The 21,609-nt window shown below is 72.4% G+C and carries 20 protein-coding genes; 12 read left to right on the top strand and 8 right to left on the bottom strand.

The window, feature by feature from the left end:
* Nucleotide 1: 1 nt before the first annotated feature.
* The 5 genes from KBX37_RS19080 to KBX37_RS19060 form a co-directional block, all read right to left on the bottom strand.
* The gene (locus tag KBX37_RS19080; RefSeq protein WP_210777295.1) at nt 2-970 is read right to left on the bottom strand and encodes a TAXI family TRAP transporter solute-binding subunit; all 969 of its coding nucleotides are present in this window, start codon (nt 968-970) and stop codon (nt 2-4) included.
* Nucleotides 967-1,359: a roadblock/LC7 domain-containing protein gene (locus KBX37_RS19075; RefSeq protein WP_154942541.1), complete on the bottom strand. Its 393-nt coding sequence runs from the start codon at nt 1,357-1,359 to the stop codon at nt 967-969. Before KBX37_RS19075 ends, KBX37_RS19080 begins: the two co-directional genes overlap by 4 nt.
* Nucleotides 1,356-3,782, bottom strand: coding sequence for a nitrate- and nitrite sensing domain-containing protein (locus KBX37_RS19070; RefSeq protein ID WP_210777294.1), 2,427 nt, complete (start codon nt 3,780-3,782; stop codon nt 1,356-1,358). The genes KBX37_RS19075 and KBX37_RS19070 overlap by 4 nt, the downstream gene beginning before the upstream one ends.
* A gap of 65 nt (nt 3,783-3,847) precedes the next feature.
* Nucleotides 3,848-4,834, bottom strand: coding sequence for a TAXI family TRAP transporter solute-binding subunit (locus KBX37_RS19065; protein WP_307849124.1), 987 nt, complete (start codon nt 4,832-4,834; stop codon nt 3,848-3,850).
* Nucleotides 4,728-7,067: a TRAP transporter permease gene (locus KBX37_RS19060; protein ID WP_374103795.1), complete on the bottom strand. Its 2,340-nt coding sequence runs from the start codon at nt 7,065-7,067 to the stop codon at nt 4,728-4,730. The genes KBX37_RS19065 and KBX37_RS19060 overlap by 107 nt, the downstream gene beginning before the upstream one ends.
* A gap of 361 nt (nt 7,068-7,428) precedes the next feature.
* Here KBX37_RS19060 and KBX37_RS19055 point away from each other — a divergent pair, with 361 nt between their 5' ends.
* The gene (locus KBX37_RS19055) at nt 7,429-8,361 is read left to right on the top strand and encodes an ABC transporter ATP-binding protein (protein ID WP_210777292.1); all 933 of its coding nucleotides are present in this window, start codon (nt 7,429-7,431) and stop codon (nt 8,359-8,361) included.
* Between the two features lie 110 nt (nt 8,362-8,471).
* On the opposite strand, the gene KBX37_RS19050 is transcribed toward KBX37_RS19055, so the two are convergent.
* The 3 genes from KBX37_RS19050 to KBX37_RS19040 form a co-directional block, all read right to left on the bottom strand.
* Nucleotides 8,472-9,383 (bottom strand): hypothetical protein, encoded by a 912-nt coding sequence (locus tag KBX37_RS19050; protein WP_210777291.1) that lies wholly within the window; start codon nt 9,381-9,383, stop codon nt 8,472-8,474.
* Entirely contained in the window at nt 9,380-9,904 is a 525-nt protein-coding gene (locus tag KBX37_RS19045; protein WP_210777290.1) for a SigE family RNA polymerase sigma factor, read from the bottom strand. Before KBX37_RS19045 ends, KBX37_RS19050 begins: the two co-directional genes overlap by 4 nt.
* 274 nt (nt 9,905-10,178) lie before the next feature.
* Nucleotides 10,179-10,424, bottom strand: coding sequence for a flavin reductase (locus tag KBX37_RS19040; protein WP_210777289.1), 246 nt, complete (start codon nt 10,422-10,424; stop codon nt 10,179-10,181).
* A gap of 431 nt (nt 10,425-10,855) precedes the next feature.
* Here KBX37_RS19040 and KBX37_RS19035 point away from each other — a divergent pair, with 431 nt between their 5' ends.
* From KBX37_RS19035 to KBX37_RS18985, 11 genes are all read left to right on the top strand, one after another.
* Entirely contained in the window at nt 10,856-11,659 is an 804-nt protein-coding gene (locus KBX37_RS19035; protein WP_307849122.1) for a helix-turn-helix transcriptional regulator, read from the top strand.
* Nucleotides 11,650-11,841, top strand: a complete 192-nt coding sequence (locus tag KBX37_RS19030; RefSeq protein WP_210777288.1) for a DUF397 domain-containing protein — start codon at nt 11,650-11,652, stop codon at nt 11,839-11,841. The genes KBX37_RS19035 and KBX37_RS19030 overlap by 10 nt, the downstream gene beginning before the upstream one ends.
* A gap of 40 nt (nt 11,842-11,881) precedes the next feature.
* Entirely contained in the window at nt 11,882-12,070 is a 189-nt protein-coding gene (locus tag KBX37_RS19025) for a DUF397 domain-containing protein (RefSeq protein WP_210777287.1), read from the top strand.
* A gap of 130 nt (nt 12,071-12,200) precedes the next feature.
* Nucleotides 12,201-13,001 (top strand): ABC transporter permease, encoded by an 801-nt coding sequence (locus KBX37_RS19020; protein ID WP_210777305.1) that lies wholly within the window; start codon nt 12,201-12,203, stop codon nt 12,999-13,001.
* 9 nt (nt 13,002-13,010) lie between these two features.
* Complete coding sequence (locus KBX37_RS19015) at nt 13,011-13,820, top strand: ABC transporter permease (RefSeq protein ID WP_210777286.1); 810 nt, start codon at nt 13,011-13,013, stop codon at nt 13,818-13,820.
* 64 nt (nt 13,821-13,884) lie between these two features.
* Nucleotides 13,885-14,967, top strand: coding sequence for a YihY/virulence factor BrkB family protein (locus tag KBX37_RS19010; protein ID WP_210777285.1), 1,083 nt, complete (start codon nt 13,885-13,887; stop codon nt 14,965-14,967).
* Between the two features lie 211 nt (nt 14,968-15,178).
* Nucleotides 15,179-16,357: an ROK family protein gene (locus KBX37_RS19005; protein ID WP_210777284.1), complete on the top strand. Its 1,179-nt coding sequence runs from the start codon at nt 15,179-15,181 to the stop codon at nt 16,355-16,357.
* Between the two features lie 181 nt (nt 16,358-16,538).
* Nucleotides 16,539-18,050 (top strand): sugar ABC transporter ATP-binding protein, encoded by a 1,512-nt coding sequence (locus KBX37_RS19000; RefSeq protein WP_210777304.1) that lies wholly within the window; start codon nt 16,539-16,541, stop codon nt 18,048-18,050.
* A gap of 31 nt (nt 18,051-18,081) precedes the next feature.
* On the top strand, nt 18,082-19,194 hold the full coding sequence (locus KBX37_RS18995) for an ABC transporter permease (protein WP_210777283.1): 1,113 nt from the start codon (nt 18,082-18,084) through the stop codon (nt 19,192-19,194).
* 124 nt (nt 19,195-19,318) lie between these two features.
* Entirely contained in the window at nt 19,319-20,371 is a 1,053-nt protein-coding gene (locus KBX37_RS18990) for a substrate-binding domain-containing protein (RefSeq protein WP_210777282.1), read from the top strand.
* A gap of 53 nt (nt 20,372-20,424) precedes the next feature.
* Nucleotides 20,425-21,600 carry a Gfo/Idh/MocA family protein gene (locus KBX37_RS18985; RefSeq protein ID WP_210777303.1) on the top strand — a complete coding sequence of 392 codons (1,176 nt, stop codon included), beginning with the start codon at nt 20,425-20,427 and terminating at the stop codon, nt 21,598-21,600.
* Nucleotides 21,601-21,609 lie beyond the last annotated feature (9 nt).

Here is a 21,609-nt window from a genome sequence, read left to right as displayed (position 1 = left end):
CTCACCCGCCCTGGTAGAACCGCGCCGCGCCCGGATGCAGCGGGATCGGGTCGGTGCTGGACGCGCTCTGCCGGGTGAAGTTGCCCGCCTCCGGGTGCACCCCGATCAGGTCGCCCTGATGGGCGAAGAGCAGCCGGGTCAGGTCGTACGCCAGCTCGTCCGGCATGTCCGCACTGACCAGGATCATGTTCGACACCGTGACCGTCGGCGTGCCGGACGGCGTGCGGTAGGCGTCCTTCGGCAGCTCGGCGGTGGTGTACACCGAGCCGTACCGGGCGTTCAGCGGCTCGATCAGGTCGGCGATCGGCAGCAGCGTGAACGTGCCCGGCGCGCTGGAGAGCAGGTCGGCGATGCCCGGGGTGGGCAGGCCGCCGGAGAAGAACATCGCGTCCAGCGTGCCGGCCCGCATCCGCTTGACCGTCTCCGGCAGGGACAGGGTGAACCGGTCCACGTCCCGGTCCGGATCCATCCCGGCGGCGGTCAGCAGCCGCCCGGCGATGATGTCCGTGCCGGACTTCGGCGAACCCGTGGAGACCCGCTTCCCGCGCAGCCCGGCGAATTCCTTCACCTTGGCGTCGGCCCGCACGATCACGTGGGTGTAGTTGCTGTAGACCCGGGCCAGCGCCCGCACCGGTTGGGGTTGCCCGACGAAGGCGCCCTGCCCGGTGACCGCGTCGGCCGCGGTGTCGGCGAGGCTGAAGGCGATCTCCATGTCGCCGCTGGCCAGCCGGGTGACGTTCTCCACCGACGCGCCGGTCGGCTCGGCCCGCGCCTCGTACCCGGGCAGGTGGCGGCTGATCACGTCGGCGTAGCCGCCGCCGAGCTGGTAGTACACGCCGGTGGTGTTGCCGGTGGCGAGAAAGATCCGGCCGCCGTGCCAGGCCTGCGGCGGCGCGGCCGGCTGCCCGCAGCCCGCCACCAGCAACGTCACCAGCAGGGCGGCCAGCCAGGGCGGTGGCCGGCGGGTCACGCCCGGACCGCCGGTTCCAGCGCCTCCGCCACCCGCTGCACCAGGGTCGCGGTCTCGAAACCGATCTGACCCAGATCGCAGCCCGGCGCGGCGAGCACCCCGAGCAGAGCCCGCTCGCCGACCGCCATCACCAGCATCACCCCGCCGTCCATGTCGACGATCTGCTGGCGTACGCGGCCGGCGGACATCAGCCGCGCGGCGCCGACGGTCAGGCTGGCCAGGCCGCTGATCACGGCGGCGAGCTGGTCCACCTGGTCGGGGGAGAGGTGCGGTGAGGAGGCCAGGCGCAGCCCGTCCTCGGAGACGGCTACGGCGTGCGACACGTCCGGCACCTGCTCGGCGAAGTTCGCCAGGAGCCAGTCCAGGCCGGCGCTCACGGGTGTGGTCATCGGTGTCTCCCGTTGGGTCTCGTCTGCTGGTTACGTCGCATCGCGCTGGCCACCCCCTCGGCGAGCGCGGACAGTCGGGCCCGCACCACCTCCGGGTCGAGCAGGTTCTCCGCCGGCCGGACCGACGGGGTGTCCGGCAGCGTCGGGAGCTGACCGCCGCGGGTCCGGCGGGGCAGGCCGGCGCCGGGGGCCGCCGGCCCGGTCGACGGGTGGGCGGCGCCGGGCGGCGGCGCCACGGCGGCCCGGAGCACCGGCGGCCGGGGCGGCGCCGCGACCCGGGTACCGGGGATGACCACCGGCAACGTCACCGTCGGCGCGTGGTGGACGTCGGTCGGGTCCGGCCGGAACAGGCTGCCGCCGTACGCCGGCGTCAGCCGGGGCGCGGGCGTCGAGTTCGGCACGGTCGTCGCCAGCGCCGGCGCACCGGCCCCGGCCCGGAACCAGGCCGCCGTCGAGGCGGGCTGGCGGACGGGAACGGGACGCCGGGACACCGCCTCCACCCGGACGAGCGCCGACTCGGGCACCTCGACCTGGGCCACCGTGCCGGTGCCGGTGTTGTGCAACTGCACCCGGATCCCGTACCGGGCGGCCAGGTGGGCCACCACGTGCAGGCCCATGCTGCCGGCCGCGGCGCTGGAGAGCACCGCCGGGGCGAGCAGCCGCTTGTTGATCGCGGCGAGCCGGCCCTCGCTGATGCCGATGCCCTGGTCGTGCACGCGCAGCGTGAGCCCGTCGACCGTCCGCCGGCCGTCGACCTGCACCAGGGTGTGCGGCGGCGAGTAGTTGGTGGCGTTCTCCAGCAGCTCGGCGAGGAGGTGGACCAGGTAACCCACCGCCGACCCGTGCACCGCGGCCGCCGGCACGTCGATCTCCACCCGGGTGTAGTCCTCGATCTCCGAGGAGGCCGCGCGCACCACGTCGGCGAGCAGGTGGTCCCCCTCGTACGCCCGCCCCGGCTCGCCACCGGCGAGGACCAGCAGGTTTTCGCCGTTGCGGCGCATCCGGGCGGCGAGATGGTCCAGCGCGAAGAGCCGGGCCAGTGCGTCCGGATCGGTCTCGTCGCGTTCGAAGTCGTCGAGCAGGCGCAGCTGCCGGGTGATCAGGGTCCGGATCCGGCGGGCCAGCGCCTCGGCCATCCGGGTCACGTCCAGCCGCAGCTCGGCCTGCTCGCCGGCGAGCCGCAGCGCCGCCCGGTTGACCGTGTCGAACGCCTCGGCCGCCTGCGCGACCTCGTCCCGCCCCTGCCGGATGTCCTCGGTCAGCCGGGTCGACTCGCCCTCGGCCGGCGCGCCCTCCCCGGCCGCGATCGCGGTGATCCGCTCGGGCAGCTCCGAGTTGGCCACGGTGAGCGCCGCCACCCGCAGCCGGCGCAGCCGGCGGCTGGTGCGTACGGCCAGCAGCGCGGCGGCCAGCAGCGAGGCCGCCGCGACGGCGGTGGTGGCCCCGCCGGTGACCAGGGCCCGTCGGCGGGCGTCCCGGGCCAGGCTGGCGGCCTGCTGGTCCAGGTCCTCGGAGAGCTCCCGGCCGAGCAGGTTGAAGCGCCGGATCGTGCCGCTCTGGGCCACGTACCAGGCGTCGCCGTCGACCTTCAGCGCGGCGGCCAGGGTCTCGCCCTTGACGGCGGTGTCCCGCATCCGCTGGGCGGTCGCCACGTCGGCGCCGGCGACCAGCCGGGCGTACGCGGCCTCGGCGTCGGAGTCGGCGATCCGGGAGAACTCGGCCTGGCGCTGCTCCCGCGCGCCCCGCAGCTGGCCGAGCCGGACCAGTTCGCCCTGGGCCAGCTCGCCGCGGACGAAGACCGTCCGGAGCAGGTCGCGTTCCAGCGCGGCCAGGTGTTCCTGGCTGGCGACCGCCGCCACCTCCCGGGCGGCGTTGGCCAGCTCGGTGTCGCGCAGCTGCGCGGGCAGCGCGTCGGCGACGGTGAGCAGCGACTCGACCAGTGCCACGTAGGTGGGGTCGGCCCCCTCCGACGTGGGCGCCGACCGGCGGGCGGGGTCGAGCTGGTGGAGCTGGTCGTCGGCGGTGTCGAGCACCCGCCCGAGGTCCGGTGCGGCCCGGCGGGCGTCCCGGCTGGCGGCGCGGAACCGGTCGACGGCGGTGTCCACCCGCAGCCGCTGGGCGTCCACCAGCGGCCGGCCGGTGGAGCCACCCCGCTGGCGCAGGGCGGCCGTCTCGCCGAGTTCCCGCTCCAGCTCGTGCACCAGGCGCACGGTGGCGGTGGCGGTGCCGGCGAGGACCCGGGCCCGGTCGGCGTCGGCGGAGGCGTCCAGCGCGGTGCTGGTCTGGCTGGCGCCCAGCACGACCAGGCCGACGGTGGCGACCAGGATCGGTGCGAGCAGTTGGGTGCGGACCGACCAGAGTCGGCCGGTGTGGTCTGCCGGCCGGTTGTGCCGGCGGACGCGGGCGGGGCGGGGGAGCGGCACGCGGGTCTCCCGGGAATGGTCGGGGACGCCGGGCCCGGGCGGCGGCCCGGACCCGGCGCCGTCGGTCAGCTCGCGCCGAGGTCCTGCAGGGCCTTGGCCGCCCCGCGGTGCAGCGGTACGGGGTCGGTCTTGCGGGCGTTGTCCAGGTTGATGCCCTTGGCGGCCGGGTTGGCCTGAGCCAGCGCGTCCTTCTTGTCGAAGACGGTCCGCGCGACGGCGCAGGCGACGTTGGCGTTGAGGTCCTTGCGGACCAGCAGCACGTTGGGCACCACGATGGTCGGGGTGTCCGTCGCCGTCTTGTAGACGTCCGCGCGGATCGTCCCGGCCTGGTACGCGGGGTTCAGCTCGGTCATCTTGGGCAGCAGCGGGGCGATGTCCAGGAACCTCACCTTGTCGCCGGCCGTGGTGAACAGGTCGGTGACCCCGCCGGTCGGCACCCCGCCGGACCAGAAGAAGCCGTCGATGCTGCCGTCCTTGACCCCCTCCACGGTCTTGGCCAGGTCGAGCCGCTGCGCCTGGACGTCCTTGGCCGGGTCGAGACCGGCGGCGGTGAGCAGGCGGTTGGCGATGACCTCGGTGCCGGACTTGGGGGAGCCGGTGGAGATCTTCTTGCCCTTCATGTCGGCGACCGAGCCGATGCCGGAATCGGCCCGCACGATCACCTGGGTGTAGTTGTCGTAGATCCGGGCCAGCGCCTGCACCGGCTGCGGCGAGGTGAAACTGCCCTTGCCCTGCACCGCGTTGACGGCGGTGTCGAAGAGCGAGAACGCGACGTCGTACTGGCCGCCGACGAGCTGCTCGATGTTCTGTACCGAGGCGCCGGTCTCGGCGGCGGTGCCGGTCAGCTTGCCGTCGGTCGCCGTGGCGAGCTGGCCGGCGAGGGCGTTGCCGACCACGTAGTACACGCCGGTGGCGTTGCCGGTGGCGATGCCGACGCGGGTGCTGTCAGTGACCTTGCAGGTGATCTCGCTGGCGGCGTCGTCCTTCGTCGCGCCGTCCTGTTTGCCCCCGCACCCGGCGGCGCCGCTCGCGACGAGGGCGAGTGCCCCCACTCCCGCGGCCAGCCGCACGTTGATCCGTCTCACTGTTTTCCTCCCCATAATTCACCGGTGGTGTTGCCGACGGCTCGCCGGTCCGGTTGGCGGAGCCGCGTCGTACGAGGACACCCGCCACCACGGCGGCGGCCAGGACCGCGCCGACCGTGACGGGTACGGGTTCGAGCCAGAGCAGCGTCAGCCCGGCGAGCGCGCCGAGGATCCGTTCCGGTACGCCGGCCGCGCCGACGCCGGGCAGCCAGCCGCCCGCCGCCACGGCCAGCACGGCGACGCTGAGCGCGGAGACCACCGCGGCCACGGCGACCCGCTGCGGCCCGCCGATTCCGAGCAGTCCCAGACCGGCCGGGGTGATCACGAAGGCGATCGGGATCAGGTAGGCCGGCAGGGCGTACCGCAGGGTCTGCCACATGGTCGGCACCAGCCGGCCGCCGGTGACCGCGGCGGCGGCCACCGCGGCGAGCGCGGTCGGTGGGGAGACCTCGGACAGGACCGCGAAGTAGAAGACGAACATCGCCGCGGCGGGCGCGGCGACCCCCAGCTCCAGCAGGGCCGGGCCGATGATCACCCAACCGATCACGAACGAGGCGGTGACCGGCACGGCCAGCCCCAGCAGGCTGAGCGCGACGGCGGCCAGCACGGCGGTGAGCGCCAGCACCACGGCCGGGTCGGACGAGACCGCCTGCGCGCCGGAGACCAGCAGTGCCGCCGCCTGCGGGCCGAGCCCGGTCTTGGTGGTGGTCGCCGTGATGATGCCGGCCGCGGCGCAGACCGCGCTCACCGCGAGCACCCCGCGCGCGCCGGTGCCCAGCGCCTCGACCAGCCGGGCCGGGGTGAGCCGGTGCCGGCGGTCCAGGAAGGACAGCGCGGCGGCCAGCACGGTCGCCCCCACCACCGCCTTCGTCGCCGAGACGCCCAGGGCGAGCAGGCCGGTGATCACCAGCAGGGACAGGAAGTGGTAGCCGAAGCGACCCAGCAGCCGCCAGGGCGAGTCGGCGTGGACGACCACCGGGCGCACGCCCGAGCGCCGGGCGTCGATCTCGACCGCGAGCAGGATGCCGAGGTAGTACAGCACCGTCGGGATGGTCGCCCAGCCCAGCACCTGGAGGTACGACACGCCCAGGTACTCGGCGATGATGAAGGCGGCCGCGCCGAGGGTGGGCGGGGACAGGATCGCCCCGACGCCCGCGGCGGCGAGCATCCCGCCGGCGCGCTCGGCCGGGTAGCCGGCCCGGCGCAGCACCGGCCAGGTCACCGCGCCGATGCTGACTGTCGTCGCCGCGCCCGATCCGGAGACCGTGCCGAGCAGGAAGCCGGAGGCGACCGCCGTGCGTCCGGCGGCGGTCCGGGAGCGCCGGAAGGCGGCGGCGGAGAGTTCCACGAAGAACCGCCCCGCCCCGGAGAGGTCCAGCACCGCGCCGTAGATGGTGAACAGCACGATGTACGAGGCCGCGACGTCGAGCGGGGTGCCGTAGAACCCGCTGTCGGAGTTGTAGAACGCGTCCACGAGCTGGCCGAAGTCGAGCCCGGCGTGCGCCACCGGCCAGGACTGCGGCAGCAGCCCGCCGTAGTAGCCGTAGGCCAGGAACAGCAGGCAGACGGCGGGCAGGATCCAGCCGGTGGTGCGCCGGCAGGCCTCCAGCAGCAGGAGCAGCAGCACGGTGCCCATCGCGACGTCGAGCCCGACGAGCAGGCCCTGCCGGTCGAGGAAGGCGTCGTACCCGCCGCCCCCGCCGCCGACGGTGAACGGCAGCACCGGGTAGAGGCAGGCGACCAGGGCCGCGGCGGCCAGCAGCCAGTCCGACCGGGTCGGGCCGGTCGGGTCCGGCCCGTCGACGGAGGTGGGTGTGCGGCCCGGCCGCCAGGGAATCGAAAGGCCCGCCGGGTACGCCAGGAACACCGTCGGCAGCACGCCGGCCAGGAAAACGATCAGGTAGTACTTGCTGCCCTGCGGAAGTGGTTGAAAGACCTGGACTAGTGCCAGCAGCGCGATCCCCACCGTCGTGCCGGTGACCAGAAGTCGGACCGGGCCGGTGAGCGAGCGCCCCGGTTTCTCGTCCTCGAATTGCGCGGCGAGTTCGCGGGTGTCCGGCACCGCTACGCGGGGCGGTGCGCCCGCCGTGACCTGCGGCGGGAGGGGCGTCGGAGCGTCCTTGAGGGCGGCTCCCGCCCCCCTGGAGCCGGGGTGCGGCGCCTGCGGGGCGGGACCGTCGGAGAAGCGTACGGACGACACGAGGGGGCACGATACGCCAATTATCTACGCCACGGAACATTGCCGATTATCATTGCGGTCGGTAATGGCGATCTATTTCAATCACGCAGCGGGATCTGAGTAAAGCAGGATTTAACAAATTGATTGAGCTGAACTGTTGACAGGCGCCGGTGGCCGGGGTGCGTCCGAAAAGGATCTGTCCAGTATGGCCCGCATCGCCCCACTGATGGGCCGCGTCGACGGTCCGACGGCTCGTTGCACGGGAGCGTACCGCGCGGTGACTGTCCGTAGTGTCAACTACTCTGCGTCGTCGGATCCGAGCCGGCTGTGGTGGGCCCGGAAACCCGTCGAGGGTGTCGGACGTCGCCGGTAGGGTCGGCCGGTGACCACTGCTCAACCACTCATCCAGGCTCGGGGGCTGGTGAAGCGGTTCGGCGACTTCACCGCCGTCGACGGCATCGACGTCGAGGTGCGCCCCGGCGAGGCGTTCGGCTTCCTCGGGCCGAACGGCGCCGGCAAGTCCTCCACCATGCGCATGATCGGCTGCATCTCCCCGCCCAGCGGTGGCGAGCTGCGCATCCTCGGCATGGACCCGGTGCGCGACGGCCCCGCCATCCGGGCGCGGCTCGGCGTCTGCCCCCAGCTCGACAATCTCGATCCCGAGCTGACCGTCCGGGAGAACCTCACCACCTACGCCCGCTACTTCGGCGTGCCCCGCGCGGTGGCCCGGGCGCGCGCCGCCGAGCTGCTCGACTTCGTGCAGCTCACCGAGCGGGCCGACAGCAAGGTCGAGCCGCTCTCCGGCGGCATGAAGCGCCGGTTGACCATCGCCCGCGCGCTGGTCAACGAGCCCGAGATCGTGCTGCTCGACGAGCCGACCACCGGGCTCGACCCGCAGGCCCGGCACCTGGTCTGGGAGCGGCTGTTCCGGCTCAAGCAGCAGGGGGTGACGCTGGTGCTGACCACCCACTACATGGACGAGGCCGAGCAGCTCTGCGACCGCCTCGTGGTGATGGACGGCGGGCGGATCGTCGCCGAGGGTTCGCCCCGGGAGCTGATCGAGCGGCACTCCACCCGCGAGGTGGTCGAGCTGCGCTTCGCGGCCGAGTCGCAGGAGACGTTCGCCGGCAAGCTCGACGGGCTGGGGGAGCGGGTCGAGGTGCTGCCCGACCGGATCCTGCTCTACGTCACCGACGGGGACGCCGCCGTCGGCCAGGTGGAGGCGCGCGGCCTGACGCCGGCCAGCGTCCTGGTCCGGCGCAGCAGCCTGGAGGACGTCTTCCTGCACCTCACCGGGCGCACCCTGGTCGACTGATCAGCGGTTCCTCGCGCAAAGCGACGAACGCGGCAACCCCCGTCCTGTCGACGGGGGTTGCCGCGGGTGCTGGCCGGACACCCGAGCCTGGCTTGACCTGTCGAACCCGGTCAGCGGGCGACGGGAGGGATCGGGACGTCGACGTCGAGCCCGTAGTCCGAGTACAGCCAGGTCACCTCCATCTCCTCGTGGTAGCTCGGCTGGTCACCCCCGTGATGGTTCGGATATTCGATGGTCGTGCTGAAGGAGATCTTGCTGACTTTCTGCGACTTCACGCCGATCTCGATGATCCCCTTGCCCGGAATTTTCTTCGGCAGGTCCGCGTCGCTGGGCGTGCTGACGTAGCTGAACGAGTAGCGTTCGACGGCCGATTCGCCGCTACCGGCCGTGCCGAGCGCGGTGACCGTGCCAACGCTTCTCAGGGCCTCGAGCTGGGACGCCGGATTGACCGTGGTGGCCGGGTCGGCGAAGGGGACGTAGATGTGGTGGAGGCTGCGGAAGATGGCCGGCTGGCCGTAGTTTCGCCACCTGCCGCCCTTCGAGCGGTAGAGGTCGCCGTCGACGATCCGCTCCTCCCCATCTTGCGCGAGCCGCCCCTTCACCGGTCTGGTCACCCGCCCGGTGGGCCCGTTCGGATCGAATTCCCCTTCGAAGGACTCCTTGGCGGAACCCGGCTTGCCGACGTCGACCCAGTTGCGGCTGGTGGAGACGCGGAACCGGAAGCTGCTCTTCGCGGTTGCCTGTGCCGCCGCGGCCAGCCGAAGTTCCGGGGTCACGGCGGCGGCGGTGGGGCCCGGCTGAGCAGCGGTACTGGCCGGATCGCCGCCCGGGCCGACCAGGCCGACGGTGGCTGCGGCCACGACGCCGAACAGTGCGAGCGCGCCGCCGGTGGTAGCCACCGTCCGGCTCCGTCGCGCCCGCTGGCCCCGGTTGATCAGGTCGTCGGTCGGCGGCTCGTTCGGCGGCTGTGCGTCGGCCAGATCTCGCAGCGCCATGGAGAGGTCCCTTTCGTCGGTGCTCACTTGACTGCCTCCAAGGTGGTTGCGCGGGGATGGGGAATGAGGTCACGCAGCTTCGTCATGGCGCGGCTGTGCTGCGTCTTGACCGCGCTGACCGAACAACCCAGCTCGGCGGCCGCTTGTCGCTCGGTCAGGTCGACGTAGTACCGCAGCACGATCACCGCCCGCTGTTGACGCGACAGCGTCATCAGGGCAGCGCGCAGGTCCTGGCGTGCCCCGTCCAACCCCGCGTGCGGGTCGACCCGGTCGGGCGGTTCCGCCGTCAGCGTTTCTCGACGGAAACGCCGCCACCGGCTGACGTTGCCGTTGATCAGCATCCGGCGCAGGTATGCGTGCGGGTCGCCGTGACCGACCTTCCGCCAGCGGACATACAGCTTGACCAGACACTCCTGCAGCAGATCCTCGGCCCGTTGCCGGTCACCGATGAGCAACGTGGCGAACTGCAGGTGACGGGGCCACGCTTCCGCGACGAAGCTCGCATAGCTGGCGTTGCTCGACGCCGGATCGGCGACTTCCTTGGTCATGTCTCTCACACGCTCGGGATCCTCGAAATGGTCTACACCGTCGGCCACCGGCAGCAGCCGGCCAACAGCAAACCAGCCGGGTGCAGAGCTGCCCGCCTGGGACCAGGAGGGTCTCGCCCCGCTGCTGGGGCGACCTGTCGCGGCGGCCGCTCCGGATGGCGATGTGCGCGCCGGCACTGGCCGGGCTGGTGACCGAGCTGGCCACCGGGGTGTCGGCGGGCCTGGCGGTGCGCCGGCGCGCCACCCGAGCTGAGCCGATCGGCCATGATGCTGGTCAACGGGCCCTTGCCCAGGTCAGGAAACGTTCGGCCATCCCCTCCGGCGCGTCCTGTCCGGTCAGCACGGCGAGGTCGGTCATGGCCTCGTGCATCAGCGTGGCAAGGTAGATCAGCAGGCCCGTCCGGTTCTCGCGGTACTCGCCGAGCAGCGCCAGCCGGGCCGGGGAGCAGGGCCACGCGGCGCCGCAGACCCGGCAGCGCCACGACGGGCGCGCCGCGACGTGCGGGCGGTAGCGCGGCATCAGCGGGTGCCCTCCCCGGCCCGGCGCGGCGACGGCAGCCAGTGGCCGCCGTTCGCACGCCATTCCTGCGCGGGGGTCAGCCGCCCCGGGCGCCCCGGGCCATTGACTGGGAAGACCTCCGTCGGCGCGGTCGCCCACGCCGGGCGTCCGTTGGGCGTACGCCGGGGGAGCGCGGTGGGTGGCGTCGGGCGGCGGCAGCGCCAGAACCTGAGTCGCATGCGGTGAGCCTCCGTCGAGCTGGGAAGGGGCGCCCGGGACCTCGTTGTCGCCGGGCGCCCCCGGCCTGGTTCCGCCCGCCGTCCGATCCCGTGAGCGGTTCCGCTGCGTGACAGTCTGGTGGGGACCCGACTACGGTGGGAGATCCCGCGTGCCGACGACCAGGGCGTATGTCGGCCGGTCCCAGGCGGTACGAGGATGTACGGAGGCTGTCCGTGGAACGCTCGTCCATGTTGGACCACTTCGCGGAGGAGTTGCGGCTCGCCCGGGCCACCAGTGGCATGTCCCAGACCGCGCTGGCCGAGGCGCTGAGCTATTCGGGCGCCCTGGTCGCCAAGGTGGAGACCTGCGAGCGTCGGCCGAGCCTCGACTTCGCCCGCCGGTGCGACACCGTGTTCGGGGCGGACGGGCGGTTCGAGCGCATCCAGCGACGAATCAGCCGCGAGACCGTGGTGCCCTGGTTCCGCGACTGGGCCGGCATCGAGCAGGAGGCCACAGCGCTACGCACGTTCGAGCCGCTGTGCGTGCCCGGCCTGTTGCAGACCGAGGGCTACGCCCGAGCGCTGCTGGCCGGCGGCGGACTGTTCGCGCCGGACGAGATCGAGCAGCAGGTGGCGACCCGGCTGGACCGCCAGGCGCTGCTCACCCGCGACCGACCCCCGCTGCTCACCGCCGTCGTCGACGAGCACGTGCTCCGCCGCCGCGTCGGCGGGCCGGAGGTGATGCGCGAGCAGTCGCAACACCTGATGAAGCTCGGCTCGACCCTGCCTAGGGTTCGGATCCAGATCGTGCCGCTGACTGCCGGTGCGTACCCTGGGATCAACGGTCCCTTCGTGATCGCCACCTCGTCGCAGGGAGAGGATGTCGTTTACCAGGAGGGGCAACTCCACGGGCAGGTGATCGACCGCGCCGAGTACGTGCGGCAGATGGTCGAGGTGTGGGAGTCGATCCGTGGTGAGGCACTATCGCAGCAGCAGTCCCTTGAGTTGATGGCGGAAGTGGCGGAGACATGGATCTGACGGGCGCCCAGTGGCGCAAGAGCAGTCGTAGCAACGGCCAGGGCGGCAACTGCGTGGAGGTGGCCGACAACCTGCCCGGCGTGGTGGCCGTACGCGATTCCAAAGACCCGGGCGGCCCGGCCCTGACCTTCGGCCCGGACGCCTGGCGCGCCTTCGTCGCGTACGCCGCCGATCGGCGGTAGCGGCCCTCTGCGATGACCTGATGGCGAAGGTGGCGGAGACATGGACCTGAGCGGCGCCCGGTGGCGCAAGGGCACCCGCAGCAACGGCAGCGGCGGCGCCTGCGTGGAGGTGGCCGACAATCTGCCCGGTGTGGTGGCCGTACGCGATTCCAAGGACCCGGGCGGGCCGGCCCTGACCTTCGGCCCGGACGCCTGGCGGGCGTTCGTCTCACGCGTCGCCCGGCGGTAGCTCGCCCACCACGGCGGCGCGAAACTGGCACGACACGGGCGGGCACCGGTCGTAGGGTGGCCACGGCCTGTCGTACCCCCGGGGTAGGAAGGCCGTGGTGAACGGCGGCGACGGGGGTGATCGGGTGAGCGTGGCGCAACCGGCGCGGGAGCAGGCCCGGCCGGCGTTGCCGAGGGTGCCGGCGCTGGCGGTGCTGGCGCACTACCTGACCGGCTACCGCCGCACCTGGCGCGCCGGGGTCTTCTCGTCCTTCCTGCTGCCGACGCTGACCGTGGTCGGCTTCGGCCTCGGCGTGGGCGCCTACGTGGACCAGGGCGTCGACGGGGTGCGGTACCTCGACTGGATCGTGCCCGGGCTGCTGGCCTCGACCGCGCTCCAGGTGGCCATCGGCGAGTCGACCTGGCCGGTGTTCAGCAACTTCCAGTGGATCAAGACCTACTCCGCGCAGAGCGCGGCACCGCTGCGGATCCGCGACATCCTCGCCGGCCACCTGGCCTTCGTGCTGTTCCGGGCGCTCACCGCCAGCGTCGCGTTCCTGCTGGTGACGGCGCTGTTCGGGGCGCTGCGTTCGGGCTGGGCGGTGGCCACCCTGCCGGTGGTGGCGCTGCTCTGCCTGGCGGTCGCCGCGCCGACCTTCGCCTACGCGGCGGTGGTGGACAGCGACAGTTGGCTGGCCATGCTGTTCCGGTTCGCGGTGATCCCGATGACGCTCTTCGCCGGGATCTTCTTCCCGGTCGAGTCGCTGCCCGGCGTGCTGCGCTGGCTGGCGTACGCGACGCCGCTCTGGCACGCCGTCGACCTGTGCCGGGCGGCCACCCTCGGCGTGGCTCCGCAGTGGTCGGTCGCCGGCCACCTGCTCTACCTCGCGGCCTGGGCGCTGGGCGGCTGGCTGCTGGCCGCCCGGCTCTTCCGTCGCCGGCTCGTGGTCTAGGAGGCTCGCGTGGTCACTCTCGTCCTGCCCCGGCTGCTCGACGTCTCCGGCACGTCGCGCCGGTCGGCCGCGGTGGTCGAGCGCAACGTGGCGGCGCTCAAGTCGGTCTACTGGCTGCTGCTGCTCTCCGGGTTCGTCGAGCCGGTGCTCTACCTGTTCTCCATCGGGGTCGGGGTGGGCCAGCTGATCGACGGGCTCACTCTGCCCGACGGCCGGGTGGTGGAGTACGCCGCGTTCGTCGCGCCGGCCATGCTCGCCTCCTCGGCGATGACCGGGGCGCTGGCCGAGACCACCTTCAACTTCTTCGGCAAGATGAAGTACCTCAAGCTCTACGACGGGATCATCGCCACCCCGGTGCGGCCCTTCGAGATCGCGCTCGGGGAACTGGGGTGGGCGATGGTGCGCGGCTCGGCCTACTCGGCGGCGTTCCTCGCGGTGATGGTGGCGATGGACCTGACCTCCGTGGGGCGGGCGCTGTTGGCGTTCCCGGCGGCGGTGCTGGTCGGCTTCACCTTCGGCGCTGTCGGCATGGCGCTGGCCACCTTCATGCGCAGCTGGCAGGACTTCGACCTGATGGGCTCGGCGCAGTTCACCCTCTTTCTCTTCTCGGGCACCTTCGTGCCGGCCGAGGACTATCCTGCGCTGCTGCGCTGGGCGGTGGAGGTGACCCCGCTCTACCGCTCGGTGCACCTGATCCGGGACATCTGTGTCGGCGGGTCCGGTTGGCTGTGGCTGCTGGACCTGCTCTACCTGCTGGCGCTGACCGGGCTCGGGCTGGCCGTGGCGTCCCGGCGGATGGTGGGCCTGCTCTACAAGTGAAGGGTTAACGGCCGGCTTTCCCGGGGCATGTCGGGGGGACAACCGTTGACCACGAGGAGGGGCGATGGCCTCCGACGACACGTCCGCCCGGGCCGGGCGCGACCGCGACGACCAGAACACCGCGACCGCGGCCGGGTCCCGTTCGAGCGACCCGGGGGGCCGTAACCCGCGCGGCAGCCGGCCGGTCGGCCCCGAAGAGGGCCCGGACAGCCCGGCCGAGCTGCCCGGCTCCGGCTGGGTGGCGGCCCTGAAGCGCACCGTCAAGGAGTTCCAGGACGACAGCCTCACCGACTTGGCCGCCGCGCTGACCTACTACGGGGTGCTCTCCATCTTCCCCGGGCTGCTGGTGCTGATCTCCCTGCTCGGCCTGCTCGGCGACCGCGCCACCCAGGGGGTCAAGGACACCGTCAACCAGGCGGTGCCGGAGGAGAACATCCGGAAGATCATCGAGGGCGCCATCGAGCAGGCGGGCGCCTCGGGCGGGCTGGCCAGCATCGCCGCGATCGTCGGTCTGCTCGTGGCCTTCTGGTCCGCCTCCGGCTACATCGCCGCCTTCATGCGCGCCTCGAACACCATCTACGACGTGCCCGAGGGGCGGCCGATCTGGAAGACCCTGCCGATCCGGCTCGGGGTGACCGCGGTGATCGGCGTGATGCTGCTGGCCTGCGCGGTGATCGTGGTCTTCACCGGCGGCTTCGCCGAGCAGGTCGGGAGCGCGATCGGCCTGGGATCCACCGCGGTGACGGTGTGGAACATCGCCAAGTGGCCGGTGCTGCTGCTCCTGGTCAGCCTGATGTTCGCGATCCTCTACTGGGCCTCGCCGAACGCCCGGCACGGCGGCTTCCGCTGGGTCAGCCCGGGCGGGGTGCTGGCCGTGGTGATCTGGCTGGTGATCTCCGGCCTCTTCGCCCTGTACGTCAGCAACTTCGCGTCCTACAACAAGACCTACGGCGCGCTGGCCGGCGTGATCATCTTCCTGGTCTGGCTGTGGCTGAGCAACATCGCCATCCTGCTCGGCGCCGAGTTCGACGCGGAGCTGGAGCGCGGCCGGGCCATCTCGGCCGGCCACTCGCCGGAGGAGGAGCCCTACGTCGAGCTGCGCGACGACCGCAAGCTCAAGAAGCGCAACGCCGCCGGGGAGCGCTAGCTCCCGCTGAGATCCCGAGGTCGGCCCCGTCGCGCTCCGGTGCGGTGGGGCCGGCCCTTTTCTTGATCCACTTATAGCTTTTGTCCTAACGGACAAAAGTTGGCGGCGGATTGACCGAAGCTATGGACAGGAGGCACGGAAGGCTCCTACTGTGTCGGACACAACACATCGACGTCACATCGATGTGAACACCGACGCGGAGGTGGATCCCGTGCGGACGGTAGAACCCCTGCACCTACGGCTGTTGCGGCTGCTCCGCGACGCGGGGCCGGCGTCCCGGGCCGAGCTGGGTGACCGCCTCCAGATGCCCCGGCCCCGGCTGCTGGCCGAGCTGGAGCGGCTGGTGGGACTGGGCCTGGTGGCCGAGGCGGGACTGGCCGCCTCCCGGGGCGGGCGCCGCTCGACCCTGGTCGAGCTGGACCCCCGGTTGCGCTTCGCCGCGGTCGACCTCGGCGCCAGCTCGATCGACGTCGAGGTGGTCAACGGCCGGCTGGAGCCGGTCGCGGCGTACGCCGAGCCGGCCGACATCCGCTCCGGCCCGAAGGTGATCCTGCACCGGGTCAACGAGCTGCTGCACAAGGCCCGGGTGGACGGGGCGTACGAGAAGCTGGACGGCGTCGGCGTGGGCGTTCCCGGGCCGGTGAGCTTCCGCGACGGGGTGCCCGTCTCGCCGCCCATCATGCCCGGCTGGGACCGGTTCCCCGTCCGTGAGCTGCTCACCCGCGAACACGGCTGCCCGGCGGTGGTCGACAACGACGTCAACATCATGGCGATCGGGGAACGGCACGGCGGGGTCGCCCACTCGATCGACGACTTCCTGTTCGTCAAGATCGGCACCGGCATAGGGTGCGGGATCTACCTCAGCGGCGAGGTCTACCGGGGCACCGACGGCTGCGCCGGCGACATCGGCCACATCCAGGTCGACGCGCACGGCGCGGTCTGCTCCTGCGGCAACGTCGGCTGCCTGGAGGCGGTGTTCAGCGGGGCCGCCCTGGCCCGCGAGGCCGTCGCCGCCGCCCGGGCCGGCACCTCCCCGGCGCTCGCCGAACGGCTCGCCGCCCGGGGCGTGGTCACCGCCCGGGACGTCGCCGAGAGTGCGGTCGAGGGTGACGTCACCTGCATCCAGCTGATCCGCGACGGCGGCCGGCGGGTCGGCCAGGTGCTGGCCGGCCTGGTCAGCTTCACCAATCCCTCGATGATCGTGATCGGCGGCGGGCTGGCCCAGCTCGGCCACATCCTGCTCGCCGAGATCCGCAGCGTGGTCTACCGCCGGTCGCTGCCACTGGCCACCGGCAACCTGCCGGTCGTCCTGTCCGAGCTGGGCCCCCGCGCCGGCGTCGCCGGCGCCGCGGTGCTGGCGAGCGACGTCGCCTTCGGGGAGGCATCGTGAGCGCGAGGAGTGAGCCGGGTCTGCGAGCCCCGCAGTCGCGAACGGAAGGCGCTCCGGTGAGCGCGAGGAGTGAGCCGGGCCTGCGAGCCCCGCAGTCGCGAACGGAGGCGGCCCGGTGAACGCGGCCGAGGGCGGGACGGCTCCGCTGGTGACCCCGCCCGCCGACACCGTCGCGGGCGAGGTGGTCCTGCGCCTCACCGACGTGGTGAAGACCTTCCCCGGCGTACGGGCGCTGGACGGGGTGCAGCTGGAGGTGCGGGCCGGCGAGGTGCACTGCCTGCTCGGGCAGAACGGCGCCGGCAAGTCCACCCTGATCAAGGTGCTCGCCGGGGTGCACCGGCCGGACTCGGGGCACGTCGAGTGGCGCGGCCAACCCGCCGCCTTCGCCGACCCGCAGGCCGCCATGCGCGCCGGGATCGCCACCATCTACCAGGAACTCGACCTGGTCGAGGACCTCTCGGTGGCGGAGAACGCCTTCCTCGGCCACGAGCCGCGCCGGCTCGGCTTCGTCCGGCGCGGGCAGATGGCCCGCCGTACCCGGGAGATCCTGAGCCGGCTCGGCCACGGCGAGATCCCGCCGGGCCGGATGGTCCGCGCCCTGCCGGCCGCCGGCAAGCAGGTGGTCAGCATGGCCCGGGCGCTCTCCCACGAGGCGCGACTGATCATCATGGACGAGCCGAGCGCGGTGCTGGCCCACGACGAGGTGGGCAACCTGTTCCGGATCATCCGGGAGCTCACCGCGCAGGGCATCGCGGTCATCTACATCTCGCACCGGTTGGAGGAGATCCGCGAGATCGGCGACCGGGTGACCGTACTCAAGGACGGCCGGACCACGGCGGCGAACCTGCCGGCCCGCGAGACCCCGACCCGCGACCTGGTCTCGAAGATGACCGGCCGCACCATCGAGTACGTCTTCCCGGACCGCCCGGCCGGCACCGACACCGGCGCGGAACTGCTGCGGGTCGACGGGCTCGGCCGCGCGGGCGAGTTCGCCGACGTCTCCCTGCGCGTGCGGGCCGGCGAGATCGTCGGCATCGCCGGGCTGGTCGGCTCCGGTCGGTCCGAGCTGCTGGAGACCATCTTCGGCGCCCGCCGCGCGGAGACCGGCACCGTTCACGTGGACGGCCGGGCGCTGCGCCCGGGCAGCGTCGGCGCGGCCGTCCGGGCCGGCATGGGGATGGCGCCCGAGGAGCGCAAGAGCCAGGCGCTGCTGCTCGGCGAGCCGATCCACCGCAACGTCACGCTGGCTACCTTCACCCGGTACGCCCGCCTCGGGTTCACCGACGCCGGCCGCGAGCGTGACGAGGCGGAGCGGATCGCCGACCGCCTCCAGCTCCGGCCCCGGGACGTACGCCGCCCGGTGCGCACGCTCTCCGGCGGCAACCAGCAGAAGGTGGTGGTCGGGCGCTGGCTGCTGGGCGACACCCGGCTGCTGCTGCTCGACGAACCCACCCGCGGGGTGGACGTTGGCGCCCGGGCCGAGCTCTACCGGGTGATCCGCGACCTGGCCGCGCAGGGTGTCGGGGTGCTGCTGGTCTCCAGCGAGGTGCCCGAGGTGCTCGGCCTGGCCGACCGGGTGCTGGTCATGCGCGAGGGCCGGATGGTGCGCGAGGCACCGGCCGGCGAACTGGACGAGAACACCGTGCTCGACCTCGTCATGGCGGGGTCTCTGATGGAAGGCGCGCCCGCATGAACGAGCGCACACAGCGGAGCGAGGTGGCGGCATGAGCGAGACCGCGACGCCCGAGAGCCGGGCGGAGCTGCCGGCGCAGTCCCCGCCGGTCGACCCGGCGGAGACGGCGGCGGCGACCAACAAGGCCGCCGGGCCGGGCCGGCTGTCCTGGTGGCACGGCGACGGCGGCGAGGGCGCGAAGCGCAACCTCGGCCTGATCGCGGTGTTGGTGGTGCTGGTCGTGATCGGCGCCGCCACCCGCTCGGACCTCTACTCGAACCCGGACTGGGTGTGGGACAACACCCTGACCATCCTCAAGCTGGCCTCGGTGGTCGGCGTGGTGACCGTCGGGATGACCTTCGTGATCATCGGTGGGGGCATCGACCTCTCCGTCGGCGCGATCGTCGCGCTCGCCGGGGTCTGGTGCACCACGGTCGCCACCCAGAGCTACGGCGCCGGCGGCATGATCTTCTCGGCGCTGGTCGTCGGGTTGGCGGTCGGCCTGGTCAACGGGGTGCTCATTTCGTACGGCCGGCTGGTTCCGTTCATCGCCACGCTGGCGATGCTGGTCGCGGCGCGCGGTCTGGCCGCGGAGATCTCCGACAAGCAGACCCAGGTCTCGAACAACACCTTCATCAACGGGATCGCCGCCAACAAACTGCTCGGCATCCCGCTGCTGGTCTACATCCTCGCCGCGGTCGTCGCGGCCGGCTGGGTGCTGCTCAACCGCACCACCTTCGGCCGGCGTACGGTCGCGGTCGGCGGCAACCCGGAGGCGGCCCGCCTGGCCGGCATCAACGTCCGGCGGCACACGGTGCTGCTGTACGCGCTGTCCGGGCTGTGCTGCGGCATCGCCGCCATCATGCTCACCGCCCAGGCCAACTCGGCCCAGGCGGCGATGGCCAACCTCTACGAGCTGGACGCGATCGCCGCCGCGATCATCGGTGGCACGCTGCTCAGCGGCGGGCGGGGGACGATCGTCGGCTCCCTGCTCGGCGTGATCATCTTCTCGACGATCACCAACCTCTTCGCCATCAACGGCCTCTCCACCGAGGCCCAGAACATGGTCAAGGGCGGCATCATCGTGGCGGCCGTCCTGGTCCAGCAGGTGCAGTTCCGTAGCCTCACCCAGTTCCTCGGCCGCAACCGGGCCACCACCGCCTGACCGCCGCGGCGCGGTGACGCGCCGCCCTCCTCACGACACACCGCATCTCGGCGGCCACCTGACGACGGTGGCCGGGATCCGCACACCCTTTTTCGCCCCCATCACCGTCACTTTGGAGGTCGTCATGACCCAGCACAGTCGTGACCTGTCCCGCCGCCGGTTGCTGTTCGGCGGGGCCGCCGTCGGCGCCGGCGTGCTCCTCGCCGGCTGCACCAGCAACGAGACCGAGCCCACCGCCGCGCAGACCAAGGCGGCCGCGACCGGCGGCAACGCCGAGCCGGGCAAGAAGGTGGTCCTCGGCTTCTCCGCCCCGGCCGCCGACCACGGCTGGATCGCCGCCATCACCAACAACGCCAAGGCGCAGGCCCAGGCGTACTCGGACGTGGAGTTCAAGTCCGTCGAGGCCGGCGCGGACGCGGCGGCGCAGCGGGCGGCACTGTCCACGCTGATCTCGCAGAAGCCCGACGTCATCGTGCTGCTGCCGCACGACGGCAAGGAACTCAACGCCTTCGGCCTGGAGGCGATGAAGGCCGGCATCCCGGTGGTCAACCTGGACCGTGCCTTCCCGGACGCCCGCGCCTACCGGCTCCAGATCAAGGGTGACAACTACGGCATGGGCGTGGCCGCGGCCACGTACATCGTCGAGCAGCTCAAGGCCAAGGGCGTGAGCACCCCGATCATCGGCGAGATCCCCGGCATCGACTCGCTGGAGCTGACCCAGGAGCGGTCGAAGGGCTTCGCCGACACCCTCGCGGCGAACGGTCTGAAGGTGGCCAACCGCCGGCCGGCCGAGTTCACCGCCGACTCCGGCCAGCAGGCCGCGACCGGGCTGTTCCAGGCACTGCCGAAGATGGACGCCCTCTGGAACCACGACGACGACCAGGGCATCGGCGTCCTCGCGGCGGTCAACCAGGCCAACCGCAAGGAGTTCTTCATGGTCGGCGGCGCCGGCTCGAAGAAGGCGATGGAGGACATCCAGTCCGACAACACGGTGCTCAAGGCCACCGTCACCTACAGCCCGTCGATGGCCTCCTCGGCCATCTCGCTGGCCCGCCTGATCGGCCAGGGCAAGGGCATGTCCGACCTGGTGGAACTCCAGGTGCCCAAGGAGATCGTGCTCGCCTCCGAGACGATCACCAAGGAGAACGCGGGCACCTACCTCAAGCTCGGGTTCTGACACACGGGGGGAGACCCACCTTGTCCACACAGCACAGCGAACTGCGGGTCGGCATGGTCGGCTACGAGTTCATGGGCGCGGCGCACTCGCAGGCGTGGCGCACCGTGAACCGGGTGTTCGAGTTGCCGGCGCGGGTCCGGATGGCGACGATCTGCGGCCGGGACGCCGGGAAGGTCGCCGCCGCGGCCGACCGGCTCGGCTGGGACGCGTACAGCACCGACTGGCGGGACCTGGTCGCCTCGGACGACATCGACGTGGTCGACATCTGCACACCGGGGGACAGCCACGCCGAGATCGCGCTCGCCGCGCTCGCCGCCGGCAAGCACGTCATCTGCGAGAAGCCGCTGGCCAACACGGTGGCCGAGGCCCGGGAGATGACCGCCGCCGCGGCCACCGCCCGGGCCGCGGGGGTACGGTCGATGTGCGGGTTCAACTACCGCCGGGTGCCCGCGGTCGCCCTGATGCGGCAGCTCGTCGCCGAGGGCCGGCTCGGGGTGCTGCGGCACGTCCGGGCGGCGTACCTCCAGGACTGGATCGTCGACCCGCAGTTCCCGCTGGTGTGGCGGTTGCAGAAGGACAGGGCGGGCTCCGGCGCGCTCGGTGACATCGGCGCGCACATCATCGACCTGACCCAGTACGTCACGGGCCAGCGGATCACCGGGGTCAGCGCGGTGACCGAGACGTTCGTCAAGGAACGGCCGTTGCCGGGCGGGTCGAGCGGCCTGGCCGCGCAGGCCGACGGCAACGGCCGGGCCACCGGTGCGGTCACCGTCGACGACGCGGCGGTCTTCGTCGCCCGGCTGGACGACGGGGCGCTGGCCACGTACGAGGCGAGCCGGTTCGCCACCGGTCGCAAGAACGCCCTCCGGGTGGAGATCAACGGGTCGCTCGGGACCGTCGCCTTCGACCTGGAACGCCTCAACGAGCTGGAGTTCTACGACGCCACCCGGCCCACGGCCGAGCAGGGCTTCACCCGCATCCTGGTGACCGAGTCCGAGCATCCGTACCTGTCGGCCTGGTGGCCGCCGGGGCACATCATCGGCTACGAGCACTCCTTCACCCACCAGATGCGCGACTTCGTCGAGGCGGTCGCGACCGGCGCCGACCCGACGCCCTCCTTCGCCGACGCGTTGCAGGTCCAGTTGGTGCTGGACGCGGTGACCCGGTCGGCGGAGCTGGGCTCCCGGTGGTCGGAGGTGGAGCCCGCGCTGGCCGCGCTCCCCGTCTGACCAGGCCAC

This window comes from Micromonospora sp. U56, assembly GCF_018070095.1.
Taxonomy (GTDB): Bacteria; Actinomycetota; Actinomycetes; order Mycobacteriales; family Micromonosporaceae; genus Micromonospora; species Micromonospora purpureochromogenes.
Note: the sequence above shows the minus strand (reverse complement) of the source record. Positions and strands in the feature narration are given on the sequence as shown.